The organism is Priestia sp. TSO9, from assembly GCF_021029645.1.
Lineage (GTDB): Bacteria > Bacillota > Bacilli > Bacillales > Bacillaceae_H > Priestia > Priestia megaterium_E.
In genome coordinates this window covers 589215-611977 of sequence record NZ_JAJEKD010000009.1, presented here as the reverse complement: position 1 = coordinate 611977, position 22763 = coordinate 589215, and the positions used below count along the sequence as shown (strand labels likewise).

Here is a 22763-nt window from a genome sequence, read left to right as displayed (position 1 = left end):
ACCTTTGCCAAATATGGCAAAGGTCTTGCTAAGCATAATCATTATGCCAACAAAGCCGATGGAATGCTCCATGTAATGACGACTTTGTTTCAGGTTTCCCTGACGCTACTCCCCTTTACTCCTTAAGAAGTAAATGTATTAAGTTGTTTTTATTTTACAAAAGGTCCACTAATAAGTCAATTAAAAGCCTTCTAAACTTTTGTTAAGCTTTTGTTAAGCGTTTTAATACATTCAAAAACGTTACAATATGAATAGGCTTTGTTACGTATTCACTAAAACCGACTAAAAAAGCTTGATCGATATCGCTTTGCATCGCGCTTGCACTCAAGGCGACTCGCGGAATATGCTTCAACTCTTTTTCCAGCTGAAGCTGTGTGCATACCTCAAAACCATTCATATCAGGCAGATCAATATCAATTAAGATCATATCTGGTAAAATGGACCTGATCAGCCCGATGCCGTTTTCTCCTGTTTTGGCAACTAGGAGCTCAACGTTTTTATATGGAGAAAGAATCGATTGCATAAGCTCAATATTTGTATCGTTATCCTCAATATACACAATTGAAATCGGCATGGAAAAACCCAAAAACGGCTCGGCTTCTCCTTCATCAGATAATTGTTTAGGAACAGGTGAATGTACTAAGGGAAAACGAACCCAAAATGTACTGCCTTTTCCTTCTTCACTTCGCACTCCGCACGTACCATTCATTAATACAACAAGCTGCTTTACAAGCGCCAACCCAATTCCTGTTCCGTCTTTTTCTAGTCTATTTACACGGTAGAAAGGTTCAAAAATCCGATTTAATTCTGAAGCTGGAATTCCAAAGCCCCTATCTTTAATCAATATGGTGACGTGATGCTGAGTGATCTCAGTATAGATAGTGATATCGCGATAAGCGGGCGAATATTTAATGGCGTTTGTAAGCAGATTTAATAAGATCTGCTGAAACCGAAGTTCATCTACTTCAACAAAGACTTCTTGGTATGCGTGAAAGCGAGTATAAAATATACTATGCTTATCTTTTGCTAATGGTTTCATAATTTTAAGTGCGTCTTCAATTGCTTCTTTTACCGACACTGGTTCAAGGTTAATCGCTAAGTGACCTGATTCAATCTTCGATAAATCAAGCGTTTCATTTATTAAATAAAGAAGATGATTACCTGCTTTTAAAATTTTTCGTATACGATTCAATTGTTTTTCTGTTAAATCTTTTTCCCCTTGCTCTTCCAATATTTGTGCATAACCTAAAATACTGTTCAAAGGCGTTCGAAGTTCATGACTTACCTTTGATAAAAATTCTGACTTAGCTTGATTTGCTTTTTCAGCTTCTTCTTTGGCTATAATCATTTGCTGATTGGAATGAAGCAGGTCTTGTTCTTGTTCCTGCTGCTTTGTAATATCATAAAATGTGACAACTACGCCTTTATAGTATTTGCTTTCTTGAAGAGGTTCAGCATTCACCGAAAGCCAAGTCAACTTTTTCTCATTTAAATAAATGCCCATGACTGTATTTCGCACAGGCTCTTTTGTATGAAGACAGCGGACAGATGGAATATCTTCGAGTGCAAAAGCTGTGCCATCAGGATGAATAATTTCCCAGTCTAAACCAAACGGGTTAACCGATAACATTTGGTCATAAGGCACGTTTAGAATCTTAGCAGCGTATGCATTGGCAGCAATTAAGTTACCTTCAAGGTCATGAAACACCACCCCTTCTGACATTGTAGAAAGAACGGATCGATACATGCTTTCACTTTTAGCCAGCTTTTCTCTTGCTTCGTGAAGATCAGTAATATCTACTATAGAACCAATAACTTCTTGTACTTCTCCTTTGTAGATATGAGGCGTTAACTTCGTATAGTAAGCAAAGTCGTTCAAAAGTATTTCATACGACACTTTCTCTCCCGCCCATGCTTTATCATAATAACTCTTATTATCTCTTGCGTAGGATTCAGGTAAAAATTCATCAGATGTTTTTCCGACAACATCTGTTTCCTCATATCCCATTTCACGAATCATTTTGCCTTCGCACATCGTATAGACATATCCTTTACTGTTCTTCACAAATTTAAAAATAGTACCATCTTGCTGTGAAAGCGTGCGTTTTAAATCTTTTTGCAAATCCAAAAGCTGCTGTTGAGCCATTTTTCGATCTGTCACATCTTTGGCGATGACGTAACTGCCTTTAATTTGATCATGAACAATAATGGGCATTTGCGTTACTTCAACGTATACAGGCTGATTATCTTTTCGAATCAGCGTTGCCTCATAATATACAGAGTCTCCGCTCAGGGATTTCCACATATATTCTTCAGCTTTTTCAGCTTCTCTGAACATAGAAGGAAACGGGATTGTCTCCATTTTATTCAACGTGTATCCTGTTAGCTCGATTCCTTTTGGATTAATCGTTTGAATATTGCCGTACAAATCAACTGCACACACAATGTTAGGGTTGTAGTTAAAAAGAGATTGATAATACTCTTCTTTTAATTGACTTTCCCTCACTTCTTCCTGACGCTTAAAAGCAGCAACGAGCAGGAAGACAATGAGTAGCGTAATTGTGATGCTTGCAATAATATTGGAAAATGGCGCTTGATACGGCAGCCACTGGCCCCACCTTCTAGCAACTGAATGTGCAATATGCAGCTTCATTCCATACATACTGATGAAATGCATAGCTGAAATTCCAATACCCAGCAAAATAGAGCTAACAAGTTTAAGAAACGGATTAGCTTTCACGCTTTTCGAACGAAAAAACAAGTGCATCGCATAAAATGCAACGACCAGAGCGATGATGATGGAAAGCAAAACAGATAGCACGGCATAATGAATGTGTGCTTCTGTTTCGATTGCTGTCATTGCAATATAATGCGTACCTAGAATGCTGCTTCCTAAAATAAGCCCTGACCATACCGACGTGTGCCATTTCCAGAATGTCCAAAACGCAACTAATGATCCGCTAATCGCTATTAGTAAAGCAAGGACAGAAAGTACAGCATCAAAATGAAAGCTAACAGGAACATAATAAGCAAGCATCGCAATATAGTGCATCGCCCCCACTCCAAGCCCCATTGAAGTTGCTGACAGTGTGAGCCACAAATAATTGTTCCGCTTCTTTTTCATCATTTTGCTCATAATATCAAGTGCTGTATAAGAGGCAAGAATCCCTACAATGACAGCAAGAAATACGGTAAATTCATTATAGTGACCAGTAATTGAAATCATTTTCTTTCCTTTCAATTCAACGTTACGTCTTCTATCTAACTCTTCTCATAAGAACTATATTACGATCATTTATTCCGAAAGCAGACACATGAAATAGACGAAACTTACATAAGCTTCGTCCTTTCATCAACATAGCTATTTTAGAAGCAGCAGCATCTTTTAATTCGTCATTAACTGATGCAGCTGTTTTTGAACGTCTTGGATTTTTAATTTTGAGATATGAGCATATTCATCAATTTCTAAGAAATAAACAAGATATGTTTCGTTTTTTGGTGTGATGTGCGAAACTTTCTGTAAATTCACGATATAAGACCGGTGTGTTTGACTAAATACAGAAGGGTTCAAATACATATAGATATCACTAATATTTTCATATGTCTCATAGACACGTGATTGAGTATAAATCAAGCATTTTTTTCCGGATTTCTCGATAAAAATAATTTGATCAATTGGAATGTAATAAGTAGAACCATTAAATTTTACAGGCAGTCTTTTTAATTGCTCACCTGGCTTTTTTGACTGATTTTTATCAATTCCAATGGAGTTTTTTGCGCGCTCTAACGCCATATAAAGTCTGGTTTTTTCAATCGGTTTTACAATGTAATCCAGTGCTGACAACTCAAATGCCTTCACAGCAAATTCATCATAACCGGTGATAAAAATGAAGTTTAAATTCGGCTTAATGCGCAGGCACTTTTTTATGGCATCTACACCGTTAATCGTAGGCATATTAATGTCTACGAGCAAAAGGTCTGGACTCTTAGCCATCACTTCCTGTACAAGCTGCTCTCCGTCTTTGCAGGTGCTAATCACTTCAAATTCCGGAAGCTGTTCTATAAAATAATCTAAAATTTCAACCGAATCTTCGTTATCATCGGCAATAATTAAGTTAATTTTGTTCATCCTGACTCCCCCTAGGATACAATGTTAAAGTATAGTACGAACTATTGCCCATTCTGTTTTATGCATGTCTACACATAGTTATAGTGTTTTTATGTTGAGATGAATGATCTACACGGACGCTAATCGTTAATGGAACGCACAACGATTGTTCATGGGGAATATTGCAATAATTGTAGGTTTTCTAGAAGAAGACATAAAAACCGTTTATCTATTATCATTTATTTTCCTAACAATGATTTAATACCCTTTTTATAATCTGTAAATCAGCATGCCAAAATCTTTATTTAACATTTTCAATAAAGGCGACACGCTTTTTTCAATCATTTTGTTTTCTCTTACTATTAAAACATGTTCTACGCTCTTTCACCCATACTTTTATTCGTTTTTTTACTTTTCAATAAAGGTAATTAATTACATTCGCAATATGTATAGTCTATTTATTCACGAAATTTATCCAAAAAGTGTAGGTATTTATTTTATTGGATTTACTATAAAAATTTTAGCATACAAAGCGACCAACTTACATATGTATTCTGGACTAGTTACATTTTGAACTATGACTATTATATCACCACACCCAGTAAATAACATGCATTAAGACTATTAAAATTACCATTTTTATAAGTCTATAGACCCTTATATCAATAAAGCAAAGTACCCTGTTCATTTACTTAATATAGAATAGATGCACCCTCCCTTTGCTTCTTGTAAAAAAATGGACTGAAAGATTCACTTTCAGCCCGTTTTTAATAAAATTTTTATTTGTTTTTTGTGACGATTTGCTGTGCTTGTTTCGGTACAAAAAAGCGATTCTTTTTATCTTGTACCACCACGCTGTCCATTTGAATTTCTTTTCCGTTTACAATAGCAATATTTTTATTTACTGGAAAACGCACCGTTCGCTTATCGTTTGTAACAACCAGCACAGGGTTGTTTTTGTCTTTTGAGTCAACCGCTACCTTTGAGCCTTTAAAAGCTTTATTTGCTTCAATAAATAATTTATTCGTTAACTCATTTAAGTTAATATTCATTGATTTAGCCATATGTTTGGCAATATCCGTATTATCAAAGTGCCCCGTTGGTCGATTTACGCCGTACGAATACAGAAATACATCCTCACCCGTATGGCCGCCCGTTGTGAATCCAAGGTTTGCTCGGTTGGCTAATAACTTGGATAGTGTAGCACTGATTTCTTTTTTATCTCTTGCTTTAGTCAGCTGCGCTTTTTCCTCTGAAGTTAGATTTGATAACCCATACAAAGCAGCTACTTCTTCTTTGTTTGATAAATCTTCTTTTAATTTAGACGTAGCACCTTCTAACGTCATTTTTGCTTTTTTTAATGGATCAATATACGCAGAAACAGGTGTGGTATCATATCCTTTTGTTGTATTTGCATTACCAATTGAAAGGCCGCTGTTTCCGTGATCGGCAATCGCAATAACCATCGTATTTCCATCTTTTTTAGCGAACTCTACTGCTTTGCCCACTGCTTCATCAAACGCTAGTACATCGCTAATCATTCCTACTGGATCATTCGCATGAGCTGCCCAATCCGTTTTGCTTCCTTCAACAAATAAGAAAAACCCGTCTTTATCTTTTGATAGTGTTGTTATTGCTTTATTTGTCATCTCGGACAACTTCGGCTGTTCTGCTTTTGTCTGTGGGCGGTCCATATCATACGCCAAGTCTCGGTCAGCGAAGCTCCCCCAGATTTTTTTGGCGCGTGACTGCTCTAATTCCTTTTTATTTTCTACAAAGTCATATCCTCTTTTATTCAATACATTGACTAAGTTTTCACCGTCTTTCCGGCTTTTTTCTTCTGCTCCTGGAAGAAGAGATTGCTTACCTCCTCCAAGTACTACATCCATGTTTTGATACACTTGCTGCTCCGCTAGCGTTTGAAAATCATCACGGCTATAGTTGTGGGCTGAAAAACCAGCTGGTGTGGCGTGCTGGATTTCAGAAGTAGCCACAATTCCTGTCGCGCGCCCTGAAAGCTTTGCTCCTTCTAGAACGTTTGCTACGGGACGAAATTGATTTTCTTTTTCTACGGATTTAACCCCAGGTGTGTTCACTACTGAAGGAAGCACACCTACATAACCTGAATTTGATTTATTTCCTGTTGCTAAAGCAGTAGCTGCCGGAGCGGAATCTGTAATAGCAGATTCTGCCGAATACGCACGTACTCCCCCGGCCACCAGCTGATCCATATGTAACGGTTTTCCTTTGTACCATCTTGCGAGTGTAGTAGCATTTGAACTCGTGCCGTCCATTACCATCATAATGACATTTTGAGGTTTCTTAGCTGACTTATGCTCCACTTTTGCTTCCGTTTGAATAAGAGAGTTTCCTACACCAAACGAGGCCAATGCTACTGCTCCTGCCAGTGTAATACCTGCTAATTTTTTCTTCATATCAATGTACCCGCTCCTTTATGTAATTATCTTTGACATTTCTAAAGTTATCATTTAAACGTAAACCCACTGTTTATCCATTGTAAAAGAGTGTAAAGTTTGTCTTTATATTCTTCCTTTCTTCTTGAGAAAAAATAGTCGAATAAAAAGGAAGTACATGAACAAACTACCAGTAATAGAAAGTCATGCGAGGGGCACGGTTATGTTTAAACATTTATTTAAAAAAAAGAATGCAGACGATCAGCCCAAAAAATCATTGGACGAACTGATTAAACAATTTAAAAAATCAAGTGATTTCACAACATTAGCCATTGGTTCGCAGCATCGCAAATACATCATCACTTATTTTAAGCAGCTCGTAAATATGCAGAGTGTTGAAGATAAAATACTTGAGCCTTTTCAAAAACTAGACTTCACCTTAAGCAGCGTATATGAAGTCGAAAATGTTCTGCCGATTGAAGATATTTCTGTTACAAAAGATACAAAAGAAATTTTAGAAAAACTGCTGCGCGGCTATGTGATGTTTCAATTGCATAAAGACGATAAGCTAGTAGCGCTTATTAAAGTTCAAAGTTTTGATACAGGGTTTCGAAAAGAAAATGAAACGGAAAATGAGTTCAGCGTTGTTGGTCCTAAAATTGGTTTTGTAGAGGATTTAGATGTCAATCTCTACTTAATGAGAAAAACGGTCATTTCCGAAAACCTTATTTTTAAAGAACTCACCGTAGGAAATAAATCGAAAACGCGCGTGGTGCTTGTTTACTTAGAAGGCGTAACGAACCCTCAGCACGTGGACACTATGACCCAGCGCCTTGAAGATATAGATTTCGACGTCATTTTTGATAGTACAATGCTTGATCAATTAATTTCCGATAATTCTTCTACAGCGTTTCCGCTTTTTTTAACAACAGAGCGGATTGATCGAGTCTTGTTTAGTCTGTTAAACGGGCAAGCTGCCTTCTTTTCAAGCGGTTCACCCTACGCAGTTACAGGGCCGTCAACGCTGCTTGACTTCTTTATTTCACCTGAAGACTACTATTTACCATGGGTTCTAGGATCGTTTTTCCGAGTTATTCGTATTTTAGGCGTCTTTTTCTCTATTTTTGCTACGCCTCTTTATGTAGCCATTGTTACGTATCATTATGAGATGCTTCCAAAAGACCTGCTGGGTCCTATTATCTTTTCAAGGACCAACGTTCCTTTTCCACCCGTCATCGAAGTACTTTTTTTAGAAATCACCATTGAACTGCTTCGTGAGGCCGGGGCCAGACTTCCAACAAAAGTAGGTCAAACACTGGGAATCGTAGGCGGGATTGTTATTGGGCAAGCAACAGTCGAAGCGGCGTTAACAAGCAATATTTTGCTTATTATTGTTTCACTGACAGCTTTAGCTTCTTTTACAACGCCAATTTTTAAAATGTCTAATACCATCCGACTGCTACGTTTTCCGTTTATTTTGTTTGCCACTGCGTTCGGTTTAGTCGGCATCACCTTTGGTTTTTGTTTCTTACTGGTTCATTTGCTTCGTTTAAAATCTTTGGGCATGCCTTATCTTGTTCCGCTTTTTCCGTTTCGTCCAACAGAGTATAGGGATACCTTTCTGCGATTGCCCTATAGTCATACGGCTAAGCGGCCAAGCTACTTGCGTCCTTTAGAACGCTTCCGCTATAACCCTAATAAAGCGAATAAGACTAAAAGAAAAAGTAATTTAGATAACGAGTAAAGCGGGGAAACGTCATGAAGAGAATACTTATTTTATGCACTTGCCTTACTTTCTTAACAAGCTGTGCAGACCGTGAAACGATTGACGAAATTCAAGTAGTCAACTCCATAGGATATGATTATATTCCTCAAAGCAATAAAGTCAGAGGAACGATTTTATACCCTATCTATAAATATGGACCAACGGAAGAACCAAGTATTATTGCGGCTACTGCTAATTCATCGTTTGATATTCCACTTCGCTTAAACAATAAATCATCTCTTCCGGTGGCTTTTGGGCAGCTGAGGAGCATCGTCATGGGAAAAGAATTTGCAACACATGGCGTGAATGAATTAGTAAATACAATTGCTAGAAATCCAGACCTTGGACGTAATATTAAATTAAGCATTGCAGATGGCAACGCACATGAATTATTGAGCTCCGTTACGAAAAAGAAAATTAAAGACTATCAGTTTATTTCTAATTTGATTGAACAAAATATCCGAACAGAAAACTTGCCTAACACCAATTTACAAATTTTTTTATTCAGTTTTTTTAGCGACGACCGCGACCCTTATCTTCCTGTTTTAGCACAGCAAAAAGATGCCATTAAATTAAAGGGACTGGCGCTTTTTAAAGAACAAAAAGTCGTTACAACCATCGGAATGAAAGAAACATTTTTATTCAAGCTGCTAACGAGCGGAACAAAGCACGGCCGCTACTCAGTAAAAATTAAAGAAAGTGACCGTAAAGGCGAAATTATACTGCAAAACTTGCGCACCAAAACAAAGTATGAAATTAAAGGAAATCATCAGCATCCAAGTATTGTCGCGCACTTAACTGTTGACGGCCTTGTAAAAGAATTTCCTGGATGGATAGATTTAACAGACCCGGCTCGTATTAAAATGGTTGAAAAAACGCTTCAAAAAGAGATTGAAAAAGACGGGGATGCCTTTATTAAGAAGCTTCAGCGGCACAAAATCGACCCCATTTGTTTTACAGATTATGTTCGAAGTAAAACGCGAGGGTTTAACAGTGAAAAATTCAAAGCGCAATATCCGGATATGAATATTGAAGTAAAAGCTCGCGTTCATCTTATTCAAACCGGTATTAGCAACTAGGAGGAAGAAAAGATGCACAATACAATTAAAGAAGAAAATCAAGTTTCCCCTTCTTTTCTTTTTTTCTTAGTTCACTCTACTCAGATTGGCGTTGGAATACTAGGATTTCAGCGTTATGTTATTAAAGGTGCTGGATATGAAGCGTGGATATCTATCTTTCTTGCTGCGATCAGCGTCTGTATTTTATTAGCGATGATCTTTAATATCTTAACCCGCGAAAACAGCGATATTATTGATATTCACCGGTTATATTTTGGAAAATACCTTGGAGGAGCTTTAACTCTTGCGGCATCGGCTTATTATTTTATTTTTGCGTTAACCATTTATCGAACGTACGTAGAGATTTTACAAATATGGATGTTTCCACAGCTGGAAACATGGGTTGTATCACTTGTTTACTTGCCCATTATTTACTATACAGTTTCCGGTGGGTTTCGTGTGATCACTGGGATTGCTTTTTTTGGGGTTATGCTCCCCTTGCCGCTCATATTTGCATTGATTTACCCATTAAAATATGGGCACCTTAATAATTTATTTCCTTTATTTGACCACACGATATGGGAATTTTTAATTTCAACTAAAATGATGACTTTTGAGAATTTAGGATTTGAATCCGTGCTTTTTTTCTATCCTTTTATAAAAAATGGCTCTACTAGTCAGAAGTGGGGGCAATATGGCATTTTGTTCAGCACTTTTTTATACTTGTGCACAGCATTAGTCTCATTTGCCTACTTTAGTCAAGGACAGTTAGCTCGTACCATATGGCCAACTTTAACGATGGCCAAAATTATTGAAATTCCATTTTTACAGCGTTTTGAATATATTTTAATTTCTCTGTGGCTTTTAGTCGTTCTTCCTACTATTGCTGTCAGCGTATGGTGTACAATTCGTGGATTTAGTAAAACATTTAATAAGCCGCCTACGATTTTTCTCATATTAGTTCTTATTGCCCTTCTTGGTTTCTCTATTTTCTTTGATGATCGGGAAACCATCGATCAGCTTAATACACGATTATCCATGACCGGCTTTTACTTTATTTATGGCTACATTCCCTTCCTTTTTCTCTATAGCCTCATTCGAGCTAAAATAAAACAAAAGAAAGCACAAAAAGAAGAGCGTGAGCCAACTTTAAGTTGAATCACGCTCTTTTTTTCATATTATTTTATTTATTAAATAAAACAGCGTATTCCCCGTATCCTTCTTTTTCTAAATCTTCCTTTGGAACAAAGCGAAGAGCTGCTGAGTTGATGCAGTAACGCAAGCCGCCTGCATCTTGCGGACCATCATCAAATAAATGACCTAAATGAGAGTTAGCCGTTTTGCTTCTTACTTCTGTACGAACCATATTATGACTAACGTCCATGTTTTCTTTTACTTCATCTTTATTAATCGCTTTTGTGAAAGACGGCCATCCACATCCGGCATCATACTTATCAGTTGAACTAAACAACGGCTCTCCTGATACGATATCTACATAAATACCATCTTCTGTATGATCCCAAAATTCATTGCGAAACGGAGGTTCCGTTGCATCGTTTTGAGTCACTTCATACTGAATGGGCGTTAATGTCGTTTTCAGCTGCTCGTCGCGTCCAAAGTCTTTCCAGTTTTCTTTAATAAAACGATCACGTCCAGATCCGCGTCGATACATAGCATAGCGGAATTTATTTTTCTTATAATAACCTTGATGGTATTCTTCGGCTTCATAAAACGGTTTTGCCGGTAGAATTTGGGTAGCAATCGGCTCAGAAAAACGACCGCTTGCTTCTAATTGCTGCTTCGATTCTTCGGCTAGTTCCTTTTGGTGTTCATTGTGGTAAAAGATAGCTGTTCGATACGAGTCGCCTCGATCCGCAAATTGTCCGCCTGCATCCGTTGGATCAATTTGCGGCCAGTATAGTTCCAAAAGCTTTTCATATGGAAAAACTTCTGGGTCAAATGTAATTTGGACCGCTTCATAGTGGCCCGTTGTTTCTGAGCATACTTCTTTGTACGTCGGGTTCTCTTTGTGACCGCCTGTATAGCCAGATACAACTTTTATAATGCCTGGCTGTTCATCAAAAGGCTTCACCATACACCAAAAACAGCCGCCCGCAAAAGTTGCTACTTCATATTGTTCTGTCAAAAAGATGACCTCCTTCATGTGTTCTTTCTATTATTATACGCTGATTTTATGTTCTCACCAACTAACTTGCCTTTTATACTCTTTGCGTTTTAAAACAAAAAAATAATCAGTGAAGCTCATATTCACTGATTATTCTTCCGTATTTAAAGCGCTTTATTTTTGATCACCTTTAATTTTGTGAAACAGCTGATTCATCGTTTCAATTTCTTTATCTGTAAAGTGCTCAAAACGCTCAAGGAAATAGGCTTGTTTCTTCTCTTGAATAGCATTAAAAATATCCTGTCCTTCCTTGGTCAGTTCGATATCAATAATACGCCGATCGTTTTCAGACCGTTTGCGTGCAATATAGCCTTTTGATAAAAGCAAGTCGGTTACCGCCGTAATGTGGCTTGCTGACACTTGAAGATACTTGGATAAATCAGTTGATCGCTGTCTGCCTGAATCAACCAGCATACGAAGCACCATAAATTCATTTGTTGATAGCTCTGAATTGTATACTTCATTAATTTCTTGGCGAAGCTGTCTGAACACAAAGCGAAACAGCGTCTCCATTTCTTGAACGAGCTCTTCTCTTTTTTTCACTTGTCACTCTCCTTATCGCTATCACATGATAACGAATATGTATTTACGAAAGTATTTCACTTTCTTAACTTAATTAGTTTTATCAAATTACTAAGCGTTTCGTCAACTATTATTGAGATTTTTTTCCACAAACCTGTACGAATTGATGTATTTTTCATAAAATTCCATAAAAAAAGCAATTTACCGTTATGGTAAATCGCCGCTAGTAGCTAAAAATACCGGTTAAAAAGCTTCTCCATCTCGGAACAGGCTTTTTGGCTTTTAAGCTATCTTCACTTTTTAACTGACTTTCAAGTTCCACTACTCGATTTTCTAATTTCGTAATAACTTTATTTAATCGATCGATTTCTGAACGATGCTCTAAAATTTGAAAGGTCACTACTTCTCCCGCTTTTTCTTCTGTACGCTTTTCATTTTCAATCAGCCTTAAAAAAAGCTGATCAAGCTGCTTTTGCATGTCTTGCGCACGTTCATCAGATATAACGACTTCCTCTTTTTCTACTACTTTTTCTACCACTTTGACGACGGCTTGACGATTGCGGTTTTTTTGAAAGTTTCTAAGTGCTTCAATATTTTCTTCTGTAAACTCACAGTGTCCCGATTCATTTCTCTCTAGCTCGATATCCGCCATTTTGACCCACTTTAATACCGTACTTGGATGTATTCCCAGCGACTTTGCCACATCTACCGTTTTCATCGTCATGTTCCATCCCTCCATTTTTTTCATTTACTAGCCATTTCGAGAGAAATTTTTAAATCCCTTCATACGTGACAAAACTAGTATGAATTCGTCAAAGAAAGTGGACGTTCAACAAATGAAGAAAATGATGTCATTATTGCTTAGAAAAACTCGTACAATCCTTCTGCAAAATAACAAAATTCGTGCTGTGAAATCTGCTTGCCGTATCCCTTAAAAAAAGCAGCGCGCTCTTTACCGGTAAAAATTCCGCCTTCAAAGCGAACAGCAAGGGCCATATCATACGGGCATCTCCGCAGGTTCCTCCGCTCCAGCCAATAACAGCTGTTTGAACAAATTTGTAAGCACTCGGGCTTTGAAAGTCCGCCAGTGCCTGTATATTTTTTAATACATAATATTCCTTATATAACCATTTTCTGTACTTTTCCCTTTTTGCCCGCTTTAAAACATATCTCCCTTTAGCGGTATGAAGGATCCCAACATCCGATGTACATCCTTGCTTTGGAAACGTCACTTTTTCGATTTGCTTTACATACTTTTTTATCGAATGAGGAATTTCTTCTACTATAATAGGATGCAACTGTTTCACTCTCCTTTCTTTCTACATTCTCTTTCGATTGCTCTTTCCCTACAAAAAAAGTTGAGACATAGCGAAATTAATTCAATCTAAGACAAACAAATGAGGTAAATGAGCTATTATGAAGAGCTTATAACGCCGCTGTTGATTTCCGTGCAAGACTTCGCTTTCCGCGGGCGGCCGGTGAGCCTCCTCGTCGCTTCCGCTCCTGCGGGGTCTCACCTGTTCCGCTTTTCCCGCAGGAGGCTCCGTCTTTCCCTCCAATCAACAGCTAGAAGCAGCTAACTACATACATAAAACCTACGCTCACCATTCCAATGAAAAAATCCGAACGATTACTCGTTCGGATTTTCCTTCAACTAAAATACTTTTGTCCCAGTCTTTTACCCTTTACCAAGCACCCAGCGGCTTTTGGTAAACAGCGTATAACCAATCGTAAATAAAACAATTATGCAAACCGACAAGCTGCCTATTGTATAGGCAAGACTCTGCATGTCATAGACGCCGTAAAGAAGCTGTTTCATGAGTGCAAATACGTTATAAATAGGAATTAAAAAGACATTGGACTGCAGCTCGTTTACGGATTTTCCCATCAGTAAAAAGCATGGCAGTATCGCTACTGTAACAATTTGCGATGTATAGCTTTGCGCTTCTTTAACAGAACTTGCTAAGAGACTAAAGATACAAAGAATCAGCCCTGCTAATAAGGCAAACAAAGTGATAGCCACTAGTAATGAAGCGCTAAAAGCAATGAGATGATTATTTAGGTTCAAGGCCTCATTTAACGTCACGGTAAAGTAGCGTACAAAAAGCACAAATGAAATAGTAGAAAGCACTCCGCTTAAGACCCCGAATGTAGAAATAGTGAACCACTTCCCTATTAGTAAATGTAGTCTTTTAATAGGAGCCATGAGTAGAGCTTCCATCGTTTTTCGCTCTTTTTCTCCTGCGAAAATATCATTAGCGGAAGGTACAATACCTCCTAACACTCCTATAGCAATAATCATAGGAGCATAAATTGCCACCATAATTAATGAACTATTATCTTTATTTGAAAGGCTTTGTTCCTTGACATAGAAGGGCTGAATCGTTTGATCATTAATATTTAATTGTGTTAAACGTTCTTTTATAATACCGTCCCTCTGTTTATTTAATATAGCTGTAACGTACTCTGTTGTACGTGAAGATTCTACGCTATCTGGACTTGTATAAATCATTACGTCCGGCGATTGCATATGGAGAATTTTATCAGAAAATTTCTTATCAACTTTTAAAGCTACTGATGCTTTGCCTTTTTCTACTGTGTGAAGTGGATCTTCGCTTTCCACAACTTGAAGGTTTCTATCTTCCTTTAACCATTGCACTACACTTGTATCTGAGCCTTTCTCAACAGCTATGGACATACCATCAGGTTGATTACTAGACATCATTCTATCTACAAAAAACAGCATCCCTACATTTAACAAAATCGGAATCAACACGCTAAAGATAATCGTTTTGCGATCTCGCAAACAATCAATTAACTCTTTTTTATAAATGTGCCAAATCATATTAAGCCCCCCTCACGATACGCGACATAAAGATGTAGTTTAAGTCTCTGCTTTCTTCTTCTTTATACAGCTGTTCGTTTGTTCCTTGGTAAATCATTTTCCCTTTATGAATCATGATGATAGACTGACACAGCATCTCCACTTCTTCCATAATGTGACTGGAAAAAATAATCGTTTTTCCTTCTCTTTGCAGACTTTTAATAAGCTCACGAAACATGTTTGCTGATGTAATATCTAATCCTGTAGTCGGCTCATCAAATAGGATAACGTCCGGGTTATGAAGAATAGTGCGTGCAATGGCTACTTTTTGACGCATTCCTTTTGAAAAGCCTCCGACGCGGCGATCCAAGTAGTCTTTCATTCCGAAACGTTTGGCCAGTTCCTCAATCCTTGTTTTCGTTTCATGTTTGCTCATTCCATAAAACTTTGCAAAATAAGCTAAGTTTTCACGAGCTGTCAAACGGTCGTATAAACCTGTTTCACCGCCAAATAGCACGCCAATTCTTTGTTTGATTTTATCAGGCTGTTTATGAATGTTAATTCCATGAATGAACATATTACCTTCCGATGGTTCAAGTACAGTCGATAGCATACGTAAAAGAGTTGTTTTCCCCGCTCCATTTTCACCTAATAGCCCTATAATTTCTCCTTGTGCGATGGTTACATGAATATCTTGAACAGCTGCAATTATTTGCTTTTTCTCTTTAAAATATTTCGTCACACCTTTGATTTCAATCATATCCGCTCTCCCCTTTTACTGTGATTGACTATATCTTAGCTTATTTTTTATACAGCATCTTCCATCTTGTCATAAAGAGGGTTTTTTATGTCGCGAAACGTCCTTTCTATCTTGTAAATCATGGTAAAATAGTGTGGTAATATCCAATAGAATGAAACAAAGAGGGTTTTTATTTATGAAGGTAGGATTAGTGGACGATCATTCATATGATTTAGAGAAATTGAGGATTTCTTTAGAAAGAGAAGATGATATAGACATACTTTTTTCGACTAGCAGCGCGGAGGAAGCTTATAACGAAATTAAAAAAAATGAAATTGATTTATTAATTACAGATATTGAAATGCCAAAGCTATCAGGTTATGAGCTTGCAGACTTTATCAATGCTTACGCACTTGATATTCAAGTCATCTTTGTCACTGGGCACAGCGGCTTTGCCGTTCATGCATTTGAACTCAACGTTTTAGACTATATTATGAAGCCTTATTCTAAAGAGCGTCTGTTAAAAGGCATTCAGCGTTTTCATCAAAAAAAACAATCAACTGACACAAGAGATAAGCTTATTTTAAAACAAAAAACCGAAATGCAAGTGCTGAACAAACAAGATATTATATTTGCAGAGCGAACGGGTCGCTCTACCACAATCATAACGACAAATGGAGAATTTAGTACCTATCAATCATTAAACGAAATTGAAAAAGAATTAACAGCGAGTCATTTTCTAAGGTCGCATCGAGCTTTTATTATCAACATTTCCTATATTCAAAATTTCTCCCTGTATACTAAGCACTCCTACTCGGTGATGTTTCAAGGCACCGAAAAAACAGCTTTAATCACGAAAACAAATTTAGACATCTTGCAAAAAGAATACTTTTAAAGGAGGGACTATCTAAAATGAAACTATTTTACACACTAGTTTTACTAACCGTGTTCGTGCTCCTCTTTTTTAAAGACCTGCCTGTTAGTTTACATCTCCTACTTAGTTCTTTTATAATGGGTTCATTTTTTATATGGAGAAAGAAATACCAAACGGCTCCTTTACTAACTATAAAAAAAGCAATCGTACTGACGTCTTTTTTCCTGCTTTTATTTAGCCTATCTTCACCTTTTAGTGTTAGCTTAACCGTTATCGCAATGATTGGTTACATGACCGACATGTTTTCGTCTTATCAACAATACATATTTGTAACCAACCGGGAAAGCAGTGCTTCACGTGAAATTCAAAAAAACAATGAGCTTTTTCAAGCGTTAAGAGCTGAAAGACATGATTTTATTAAACATGTCAGTGCCGTGTCCTATCTTCTAGAAACAAACCAAAGACAGCAGGCACAAGAGTATATTCAAGATTACGTTGAAGCTTTGAATGATACCCATTCATATATTCAAGGTGAACATTCGCACGTTGCTTCTGTTGTACATCAAAGCAAGAATCAAGCACATACGTGGGGAATACATCTGAATGTTCAATTAGATTCACCGTTATCACAGCTGCCTTTAAAGCACCTGGACCAAATGAATCTCATCATGAATTTACTGCATAATGCTTTAGAAGCCGCTCATTCTTCTGAGAAAAAAGAGATAACCGTTTCGAGTATGATTCGAAGCGGCATTTACATTTTAGAAGTCAGCAATTCTACTGCTCCTTTATCACGAGAACGTCAAGATCACTTGTTTACTTCTTTTCATGTTACAGAAAAGAAAGAACGCCACGAAGGCCTTGGCACGTGGATCATTTCTGAACTTGTTTCCAACTACCACGGACGCTTGGAATATACGTATCACGATTTAACTCTTTCCATTAAAATAAAATTTCCAATAGTCGTTGCCTCAAAACAAGCAACATAGCCGCTGCAGCCCAAGCGGCTTTTTTTCGTATGAGCCTCTTCTATACGCACACACTATAAAAAGCACCGAAAAAAAGAAATATTTCACACTTGTTTTAGCTCTTTTATCGTCACTTTTTCAGTTTTTGATTTTTTATATGCAAATCTATTGCATTTCAAGTAAAAAACGAATATTATATATCATGTTGCTTTTAATGTTCGTTATTTTTGGAGGTTACTTATGTTTAAGTTAAAAGAATATAACACGGATGCTAAAACGGAGATTTTAGCTGGTATTACAACGTTTTTAACCATGATTTATATCGTCATTGTGAACCCAGTTATTTTGTCCAGCGCCGGCGTTCCTTTTGATCAAGTATTTACAGCTACTATTATTTCAGCAGTCGTAGCTACGCTATGGATGGCTCTTGCAGCTAACTATCCAATCGCGATTGCTCCCGGTATGGGAATGAACGCGTACTTTGCTGCTTTAGTTGTTGGTTCAAATGGAAGCATCGACTATGCTACTGCTTTTTCAGCTGTATTCGTAGCGGGTATTATCTTTATCATCCTATCGTTAACATCGTTTCGTGAAAAATTAATTGAAGCTATTCCAAACAATTTAAAGCACGCGATTAGTGCTGGTATCGGTTTATTTATTGCTTTTATCGGGCTTCGTTCAGCCGGTATTATTGTTGCAAATAAGTCAAATTTAATTGGACTTGGTGATTTGCAGTCTGAAAAAGTAGTTTTAACACTGATCGGACTTGCGATTACAATCATTTTATATACGCTAAATGTAAACGGCGCTTTATTCTTCGGTATGATTATTACCGGATTAATTGCTTTCTTTAGAGGACAGCTTTCATTTGATAAAGGTTTGTTTGCTTCCCCTCACCTTCCAGACGGCTTAATGATTTCAAATCCTTTTGCTGCTTTTGGAGATGTTATTCATCATGATTTGTACACAGTTGTTTTTTCTTTCTTACTTGTGACGATTTTTGATACAACAGGTACAATGGTAGGCGTAGCTCAACAGGCCGGTCTTATGAAAGGTAATAAGATGCCTCGCGTGCGTCAAGCATTGCTTGCTGACTCATTTGGTACAACGATTGGAGCTTTATTTGGTACAAGCCCAACAACGGCTTACGTTGAATCTTCATCTGGTGTAGCAGCAGGCGGACGCACAGGTCTAACGGGCGTGACGGTAGCCATTCTATTTATTGTTGCAGCGTTCTTTAGTCCGGTTGTAAGCTCGGTTTCTGGCGTAGCAGCTATTACTTCCCCTGCATTAATTATTGTCGGAAGCTTGATGATGGGTGCTGTAGCTAAAATTAATTGGAATGACTTTGATGAAGCGTTCCCTGCCTTTTTAGTTGTTCTAGCGATGCCTCTTACATCAAGTATTGCAACAGGAATTGCGCTTGGCTTCATTTCTTATCCGTTAATGAAGCTGGTAAAAGGAAAAGGCAAACAAGTTCATCCACTTGTGTATGTCTTTGCTGTTTTATTTCTCTATCAGCTCATCTTTTTACCGCATTAAAAAAGCTTGGAGAGAAATCTCCAAGCTTTTTTTATTGAAAGTGATTGTTATTTTCTTTTGTTTGATAAAGATAATTTTCCACATAGATTTGTTTTGCATCAGAAGCATTCTTTATTCCTTCTTCTGGATCTAGCTCGATACTTCTCTTTTTAGCTATATAGTCCACTAGCGCCCCAAATCCTAAAAGACCGCCTATGATCCCAGCAAATACAATCCATATTGGCAATCGCTTCACGTCCCTTTTCTTTTAATTGTATCATCCTCAGCACAACAGGTAAATATTAACATAGTTATCCATTTGTAAATAAAACGTTTTTTACCAAATATACGTAAAAAACTTCTTTGTATTTGGTATACTAAACTCACGGCATGTTCTACAGAGAAAGGGGCTTAATTGCATATGAACAAACAGCTTGGAACATTAATGTTTGTTATTTTTATGGTATTTGTCGGCTTCGGAGTGATCATCCCCATCGTACCTGAAGTTATTCGTGCCACGGGTGCAAGCACGGTCAATTTAGGAGTACTAATGGCTAGCTATTCGATCGCATCTTTTATTACCGCACCTTTTTGGGGGAAGCTTTCCGATATAAAAGGCCGCCGTCCCATCTTACTTTGGGGCTTACTTGGCTTTAGTGCAAGCTTTTTTCTTTTTTCGGTGGCAGAAAACTCTCTGACTCTAATGTATACGTCACGCATCATCGGAGGTTTGTTTGCCGGAGCGGTTATTCCTTGTGCTTTTGCATATGCTTCTGATAGTACAGATGAAGAAAACCGCACGAAAGCAATGGGACTGTTAGGAATGTCGATTGGCTTAGGCTTTATTTTTGGACCGGCATTAGGCGGTGTCCTTTCATCTTTCGGCTTGTTTGTTCCCTTCGTTATCTCTGGTATCTTATCACTGATTATGACAGCGTTCTCATTCTTTACGTTAAAAGAATCTTTACGAAAAGAATCTGCTGATAAAGTACAGACATCGAGGTGGCATGACTTCACGTCAGATTTTCAAGGAGCTATGAAGTATTTATATGTTCTTTCATTTTTAGCGACTTTTACGCTCGCTGGTTTAGAAGCTACTTTTCAATTTTTTCAAATAGCGAAAATCAATGCTACTCCTACGACAATCGGATGGATGTTTATGGCGAGCGGTTTAACTCAAGCGCTGATTCAAGGCGGTGTGCTGCAGCGATTTAAAAAAGGAAATGAAAAAAAGCTGATGGCTATTGGCTTATTGGTTTCAGCAATAGGGTTTACGTCTATTTTATTATCTTCTAGCGCCGTTAATGCTACCTTATTTTTGTGCATATTTACAGCAGGTAATGCCCTTATTCGTCCTTGTGTCCTCTCATTAATTACGATGAGAACCAAAGTAGGATATGGCTCTGCTTCGGGGTTAACCGCCTCAATGGATAGCTTAGGGCGTATTTTTGGCCCTCTGCTTGGTGCATTTGCCTTTAAACTCAATATGACGCTGCCTTTTATTATTGGGGCAGTTGTCACTTTAGCTGCTTTACTGCTGATTCAGCGCCATACAGCTCTAGATTATTCTGAGCAAACACTCTCATCGTAGAGGCTGGGACAACATTATTTTAGTTGAAAGAAGATCCGAACGCGTTGGATTCTTGCTGGAGAATCCGGAGAATCCAACGCGTTCGGATTTTTTATTATTATGAGTATGCTAGATGCGTTGATTGGACAGCGAGGCGGAGAAGCGGAATAGGAGCGGAAGCGACGAGGAGGCTCAGCGGCCGCACGCGAAAAGCGAAGTCTTGCACGAAAATCAACAGCCAACTCCTACCTTATGTCGCTAATTTGTTGGTCTTTGGATTAATTTAACGATGTCTCAATCTCTTTTCATCGTTACTAACACAAGATTATCAGCAGCTGCAGTACGTTTTATAATTAAAAACTGATGCGCTTTGTACAGCTTAATCGCAGGTGTATTTCGCTCGGCTGTCGACACGATGCATTCACATTTTGAATATATTTGAAGTACATGTGTTAAAAGACGGCTTCCGACTCCTTTTCGAAAGTAACGAGGACGCACAACGAGGCGGCAAATCGTTAATCGCTCATTCTCTATTTCAAACGACAGCACGCCAGCTAGCTTACCTTCAATCATTTCTCCGATAAACACTTCCTTGCTGTTCATAATATCTTCTTTGCTTTCTGTAAGCTGAGGAATATCTGAAAAACCAATGAGCCTTGCTTCTTCTTGATAAGCTTCTATTTGTACAGCTACTATTTGAAGAGCGATATCCACTCTTTGATGTTCGAGGATTTGAAGCATGAAAACCACTCCATTTCTTTCACAAATTTAGACAAATTCCATGTTTTCACTATATCCAAACGCCTTCCTTGTACATATTGTATTATGTACCGAATTAGCCAGGAGGTGTTTATATGCATATCACTGCTGAAAGAATTAGAGAAGCAACAGAAGCGATTGCTTCTACTGAGCTTGAAACGTTTATGTACCAAGAGCCAACTGCTCTTCACAGACGCTCTCGTCGTCGTTCTACTCGTCGCACTACTCGCCGTTCTACTCGCCGCACTACTCGCCGCACTACTCGTCGTTCTACTCGCCGCACTACTCGCCGCACTACTCGTCGCACTACTCGCCGTTCTACTCGCCGTTCTACTCGCCGTTCTACTCGCCGCACTACTCGCCGCACTACTCGTCGTTCTACTCGCCGTTCTACTCGCCGTTCTAGCCGTCGCCGCTGTCGCTGCGGTTCACCTTGCTGCTCATACCCATGGTTTAATAAATCATTTGGCTGCTGCTTTAAAGGGCATGGCTGTCGCCGCTAAATAAATCTAAAGCAAGTCGAGTTTAAACTATACGCGGCTTGCTTTTTTTAAGATTTTTATTTTACATAATCATTCGTTTTACTCTTCTTAAAAAAGAAAACAACGTATAATAATGGGAAAGAATCTCTCTTAAGAGGAGGCCTATCCATGCACTTATCTTTTGATCATCTTGTTCATTTTTCACCTGATCCTATTAAAGCTCAGAAAGAACTAAACGAATACGGGATAAATGTCATTAAAGGCGGCATCCATGAAAAATGGGGCACTTTTAACACATTGGCTTATTTTAACCTCAGCTATATTGAATGGCTTGGGCTTAGAGACATCGCGTTCGCTCAAACTGTTACAGATAATGACCTTATTCAGCAGCTTGTTAACGAACATACGCCGTTTGGTCATTTTGGGCGATTTGCCCTTCGTACAGATGATATAGATTTGCTCATAACCAATCTGAAAGACAAGGGCTACAGTGTAAAAGGCCCTGTAGCGGGTTCTCGTCAAACCAATGATGGAGAAAGACTTCAATGGAAAATGTGTTTTATTGAAGCTGACCACGATTCCCTGCCTCTTCCTTTTTTTATTGAATGGGGTGAACCAGAAGAAAAACGCAAGCCAAAGCTAGCGGATCTTTCTTCCCACCAAGCTGGTCAGCTGCAGCTAAAAAATATTTACTGTGCTGTACATAACCTCGAAGAATCCATCAGCAAGTGGACGAAACTGCTGGGCGTTCAGTCTGGCGAAAGCTACAAAGACTCTTTACTTGATGCACGTTGTCAAAAACTATATGTCAATGGAGGAAACCTTATTTTTTGCAGCGGAACACAAGGTGTTGTCCATGATACATTAAAAAAAGTTGGAGAGCGTCCATTTTTGGTTGAATTGGATCACGCTCTAACATCGCAACAAATTACCGTACAAGGAGCTTCGTTTAAATTCAACAAATAAAGATCCGC

21 protein-coding genes and 1 riboswitch are annotated in these 22763 nt (G+C 38.1%); of the genes, 9 read left to right on the top strand and 12 right to left on the bottom strand.

The window, feature by feature from the left end:
- Nucleotides 1-30 precede the first annotated feature (30 nt).
- A riboswitch (yybP-ykoY riboswitch) is annotated at nt 31-126 on the bottom strand.
- A 76-nt stretch (nt 127-202) separates the two neighbouring features.
- The 3 genes from LJC66_RS05825 to LJC66_RS05815 form a co-directional block, all read right to left on the bottom strand.
- Nucleotides 203-3226 carry a PAS domain S-box protein gene (locus tag LJC66_RS05825; protein ID WP_230932037.1) on the bottom strand — a complete coding sequence of 1008 codons (3024 nt, stop codon included), beginning with the start codon at nt 3224-3226 and terminating at the stop codon, nt 203-205.
- A 159-nt stretch (nt 3227-3385) separates the two neighbouring features.
- Nucleotides 3386-4129 carry a LytR/AlgR family response regulator transcription factor gene (locus LJC66_RS05820; RefSeq protein ID WP_028407869.1) on the bottom strand — a complete coding sequence of 248 codons (744 nt, stop codon included), beginning with the start codon at nt 4127-4129 and terminating at the stop codon, nt 3386-3388.
- Between the two features lie 758 nt (nt 4130-4887).
- Entirely contained in the window at nt 4888-6543 is a 1656-nt protein-coding gene (locus tag LJC66_RS05815) for an alkaline phosphatase (RefSeq protein ID WP_230932036.1), read from the bottom strand.
- A gap of 202 nt (nt 6544-6745) precedes the next feature.
- On the opposite strand from LJC66_RS05815, the gene LJC66_RS05810 reads away from it, so the two are divergent.
- Genes LJC66_RS05810 through LJC66_RS05800 form a run of 3 tightly spaced genes read left to right on the top strand, consistent with a single transcriptional unit; the run spans nt 6746 to nt 10503 of the window.
- Nucleotides 6746-8266, top strand: coding sequence for a spore germination protein (locus tag LJC66_RS05810; protein WP_230932035.1), 1521 nt, complete (start codon nt 6746-6748; stop codon nt 8264-8266).
- 14 nt (nt 8267-8280) lie between these two features.
- Nucleotides 8281-9366, top strand: coding sequence for a Ger(x)C family spore germination protein (locus tag LJC66_RS05805; protein ID WP_230932034.1), 1086 nt, complete (start codon nt 8281-8283; stop codon nt 9364-9366).
- 12 nt (nt 9367-9378) lie between these two features.
- Nucleotides 9379-10503 (top strand): GerAB/ArcD/ProY family transporter, encoded by a 1125-nt coding sequence (locus LJC66_RS05800; RefSeq protein ID WP_230932033.1) that lies wholly within the window; start codon nt 9379-9381, stop codon nt 10501-10503.
- A gap of 25 nt (nt 10504-10528) precedes the next feature.
- On the opposite strand, the gene msrA is transcribed toward LJC66_RS05800, so the two are convergent.
- From msrA to LJC66_RS05765, 7 genes are all read right to left on the bottom strand, one after another.
- A complete protein-coding gene (msrA, locus tag LJC66_RS05795) occupies nt 10529-11491 on the bottom strand; it encodes a peptide-methionine (S)-S-oxide reductase MsrA (protein WP_028414192.1) in 963 nt (320 codons plus the stop codon).
- 153 nt (nt 11492-11644) lie between these two features.
- Nucleotides 11645-12073, bottom strand: coding sequence for a MarR family winged helix-turn-helix transcriptional regulator (locus tag LJC66_RS05790; protein ID WP_230932032.1), 429 nt, complete (start codon nt 12071-12073; stop codon nt 11645-11647).
- A 202-nt stretch (nt 12074-12275) separates the two neighbouring features.
- Nucleotides 12276-12776, bottom strand: coding sequence for a MerR family transcriptional regulator (locus tag LJC66_RS05785; RefSeq protein WP_195780864.1), 501 nt, complete (start codon nt 12774-12776; stop codon nt 12276-12278).
- A 130-nt stretch (nt 12777-12906) separates the two neighbouring features.
- The gene (locus LJC66_RS05780; protein ID WP_230932031.1) at nt 12907-13350 is read right to left on the bottom strand and encodes a hypothetical protein; all 444 of its coding nucleotides are present in this window, start codon (nt 13348-13350) and stop codon (nt 12907-12909) included.
- A 127-nt stretch (nt 13351-13477) separates the two neighbouring features.
- Nucleotides 13478-13615, bottom strand: coding sequence for a hypothetical protein (locus LJC66_RS05775; RefSeq protein ID WP_194273332.1), 138 nt, complete (start codon nt 13613-13615; stop codon nt 13478-13480).
- Between the two features lie 115 nt (nt 13616-13730).
- Nucleotides 13731-14897 (bottom strand): ABC transporter permease, encoded by a 1167-nt coding sequence (locus LJC66_RS05770; RefSeq protein WP_230932030.1) that lies wholly within the window; start codon nt 14895-14897, stop codon nt 13731-13733.
- 1 nt (nt 14898) lies between these two features.
- Nucleotides 14899-15636 (bottom strand): ABC transporter ATP-binding protein, encoded by a 738-nt coding sequence (locus tag LJC66_RS05765; RefSeq protein ID WP_230932029.1) that lies wholly within the window; start codon nt 15634-15636, stop codon nt 14899-14901.
- 175 nt (nt 15637-15811) lie between these two features.
- Here LJC66_RS05765 and LJC66_RS05760 point away from each other — a divergent pair, with 175 nt between their 5' ends.
- The 3 genes from LJC66_RS05760 (at nt 15812) to LJC66_RS05750 (ending at nt 18999) form a co-directional block, all read left to right on the top strand.
- Entirely contained in the window at nt 15812-16510 is a 699-nt protein-coding gene (locus tag LJC66_RS05760; RefSeq protein WP_230932028.1) for a LytR/AlgR family response regulator transcription factor, read from the top strand.
- Between the two features lie 17 nt (nt 16511-16527).
- Nucleotides 16528-17478, top strand: coding sequence for a sensor histidine kinase (locus LJC66_RS05755; RefSeq protein WP_230932027.1), 951 nt, complete (start codon nt 16528-16530; stop codon nt 17476-17478).
- Nucleotides 17479-17697: 219 nt separating this feature from the next.
- On the top strand, nt 17698-18999 hold the full coding sequence (locus tag LJC66_RS05750; protein WP_013055916.1) for an NCS2 family permease: 1302 nt from the start codon (nt 17698-17700) through the stop codon (nt 18997-18999).
- Between the two features lie 31 nt (nt 19000-19030).
- Here LJC66_RS05750 and LJC66_RS05745 read toward each other — a convergent pair whose 3' ends face one another.
- Complete coding sequence (locus LJC66_RS05745) at nt 19031-19225, bottom strand: hypothetical protein (protein ID WP_269067487.1); 195 nt, start codon at nt 19223-19225, stop codon at nt 19031-19033.
- A 174-nt stretch (nt 19226-19399) separates the two neighbouring features.
- On the opposite strand from LJC66_RS05745, the gene LJC66_RS05740 reads away from it, so the two are divergent.
- Nucleotides 19400-20569: an MFS transporter gene (locus LJC66_RS05740; protein ID WP_050688235.1), complete on the top strand. Its 1170-nt coding sequence runs from the start codon at nt 19400-19402 to the stop codon at nt 20567-20569.
- A 273-nt stretch (nt 20570-20842) separates the two neighbouring features.
- On the opposite strand, the gene LJC66_RS05735 is transcribed toward LJC66_RS05740, so the two are convergent.
- Nucleotides 20843-21289 (bottom strand): GNAT family N-acetyltransferase, encoded by a 447-nt coding sequence (locus LJC66_RS05735; RefSeq protein WP_230932025.1) that lies wholly within the window; start codon nt 21287-21289, stop codon nt 20843-20845.
- Nucleotides 21290-21402: 113 nt separating this feature from the next.
- Between LJC66_RS05735 and LJC66_RS05730 the strand changes: the two genes are divergently transcribed.
- Nucleotides 21403-21810: a CotG/ExsB N-terminal domain-containing protein gene (locus tag LJC66_RS05730; protein WP_230932024.1), complete on the top strand. Its 408-nt coding sequence runs from the start codon at nt 21403-21405 to the stop codon at nt 21808-21810.
- Between the two features lie 147 nt (nt 21811-21957).
- Complete coding sequence (locus tag LJC66_RS05725) at nt 21958-22755, top strand: VOC family protein (RefSeq protein WP_230932023.1); 798 nt, start codon at nt 21958-21960, stop codon at nt 22753-22755.
- Nucleotides 22756-22763 lie beyond the last annotated feature (8 nt).

Bases quoted from the DNA above. Each gene is read 5' to 3' on its own strand.
- LJC66_RS05825 (WP_230932037.1), bottom strand. From the start codon at position 3,226: ATGATTTCAATTACTGGTCACTATAATGAATTTACCGTATTTCTTGCT.
- LJC66_RS05820 (WP_028407869.1), bottom strand. From the start codon at position 4,129: ATGAACAAAATTAACTTAATTATTGCCGATGATAACGAAGATTCGGTT.
- LJC66_RS05815 (WP_230932036.1), bottom strand. From the start codon at position 6,543: ATGAAGAAAAAATTAGCAGGTATTACACTGGCAGGAGCAGTAGCATTG.
- LJC66_RS05810 (WP_230932035.1), top strand. From the start codon at position 6,746: ATGTTTAAACATTTATTTAAAAAAAAGAATGCAGACGATCAGCCCAAA.
- LJC66_RS05805 (WP_230932034.1), top strand. From the start codon at position 8,281: ATGAAGAGAATACTTATTTTATGCACTTGCCTTACTTTCTTAACAAGC.
- LJC66_RS05800 (WP_230932033.1), top strand. From the start codon at position 9,379: ATGCACAATACAATTAAAGAAGAAAATCAAGTTTCCCCTTCTTTTCTT.
- LJC66_RS05785 (WP_195780864.1), bottom strand. From the start codon at position 12,776: ATGACGATGAAAACGGTAGATGTGGCAAAGTCGCTGGGAATACATCCA.
- LJC66_RS05770 (WP_230932030.1), bottom strand. From the start codon at position 14,897: ATGATTTGGCACATTTATAAAAAAGAGTTAATTGATTGTTTGCGAGAT.
- LJC66_RS05765 (WP_230932029.1), bottom strand. From the start codon at position 15,636: ATGATTGAAATCAAAGGTGTGACGAAATATTTTAAAGAGAAAAAGCAA.
- LJC66_RS05760 (WP_230932028.1), top strand. From the start codon at position 15,812: ATGAAGGTAGGATTAGTGGACGATCATTCATATGATTTAGAGAAATTG.
- LJC66_RS05755 (WP_230932027.1), top strand. From the start codon at position 16,528: ATGAAACTATTTTACACACTAGTTTTACTAACCGTGTTCGTGCTCCTC.
- LJC66_RS05750 (WP_013055916.1), top strand. From the start codon at position 17,698: ATGTTTAAGTTAAAAGAATATAACACGGATGCTAAAACGGAGATTTTA.
- LJC66_RS05740 (WP_050688235.1), top strand. From the start codon at position 19,400: ATGAACAAACAGCTTGGAACATTAATGTTTGTTATTTTTATGGTATTT.
- LJC66_RS05735 (WP_230932025.1), bottom strand. From the start codon at position 21,289: ATGCTTCAAATCCTCGAACATCAAAGAGTGGATATCGCTCTTCAAATA.
- LJC66_RS05730 (WP_230932024.1), top strand. From the start codon at position 21,403: ATGCATATCACTGCTGAAAGAATTAGAGAAGCAACAGAAGCGATTGCT.
- LJC66_RS05725 (WP_230932023.1), top strand. From the start codon at position 21,958: ATGCACTTATCTTTTGATCATCTTGTTCATTTTTCACCTGATCCTATT.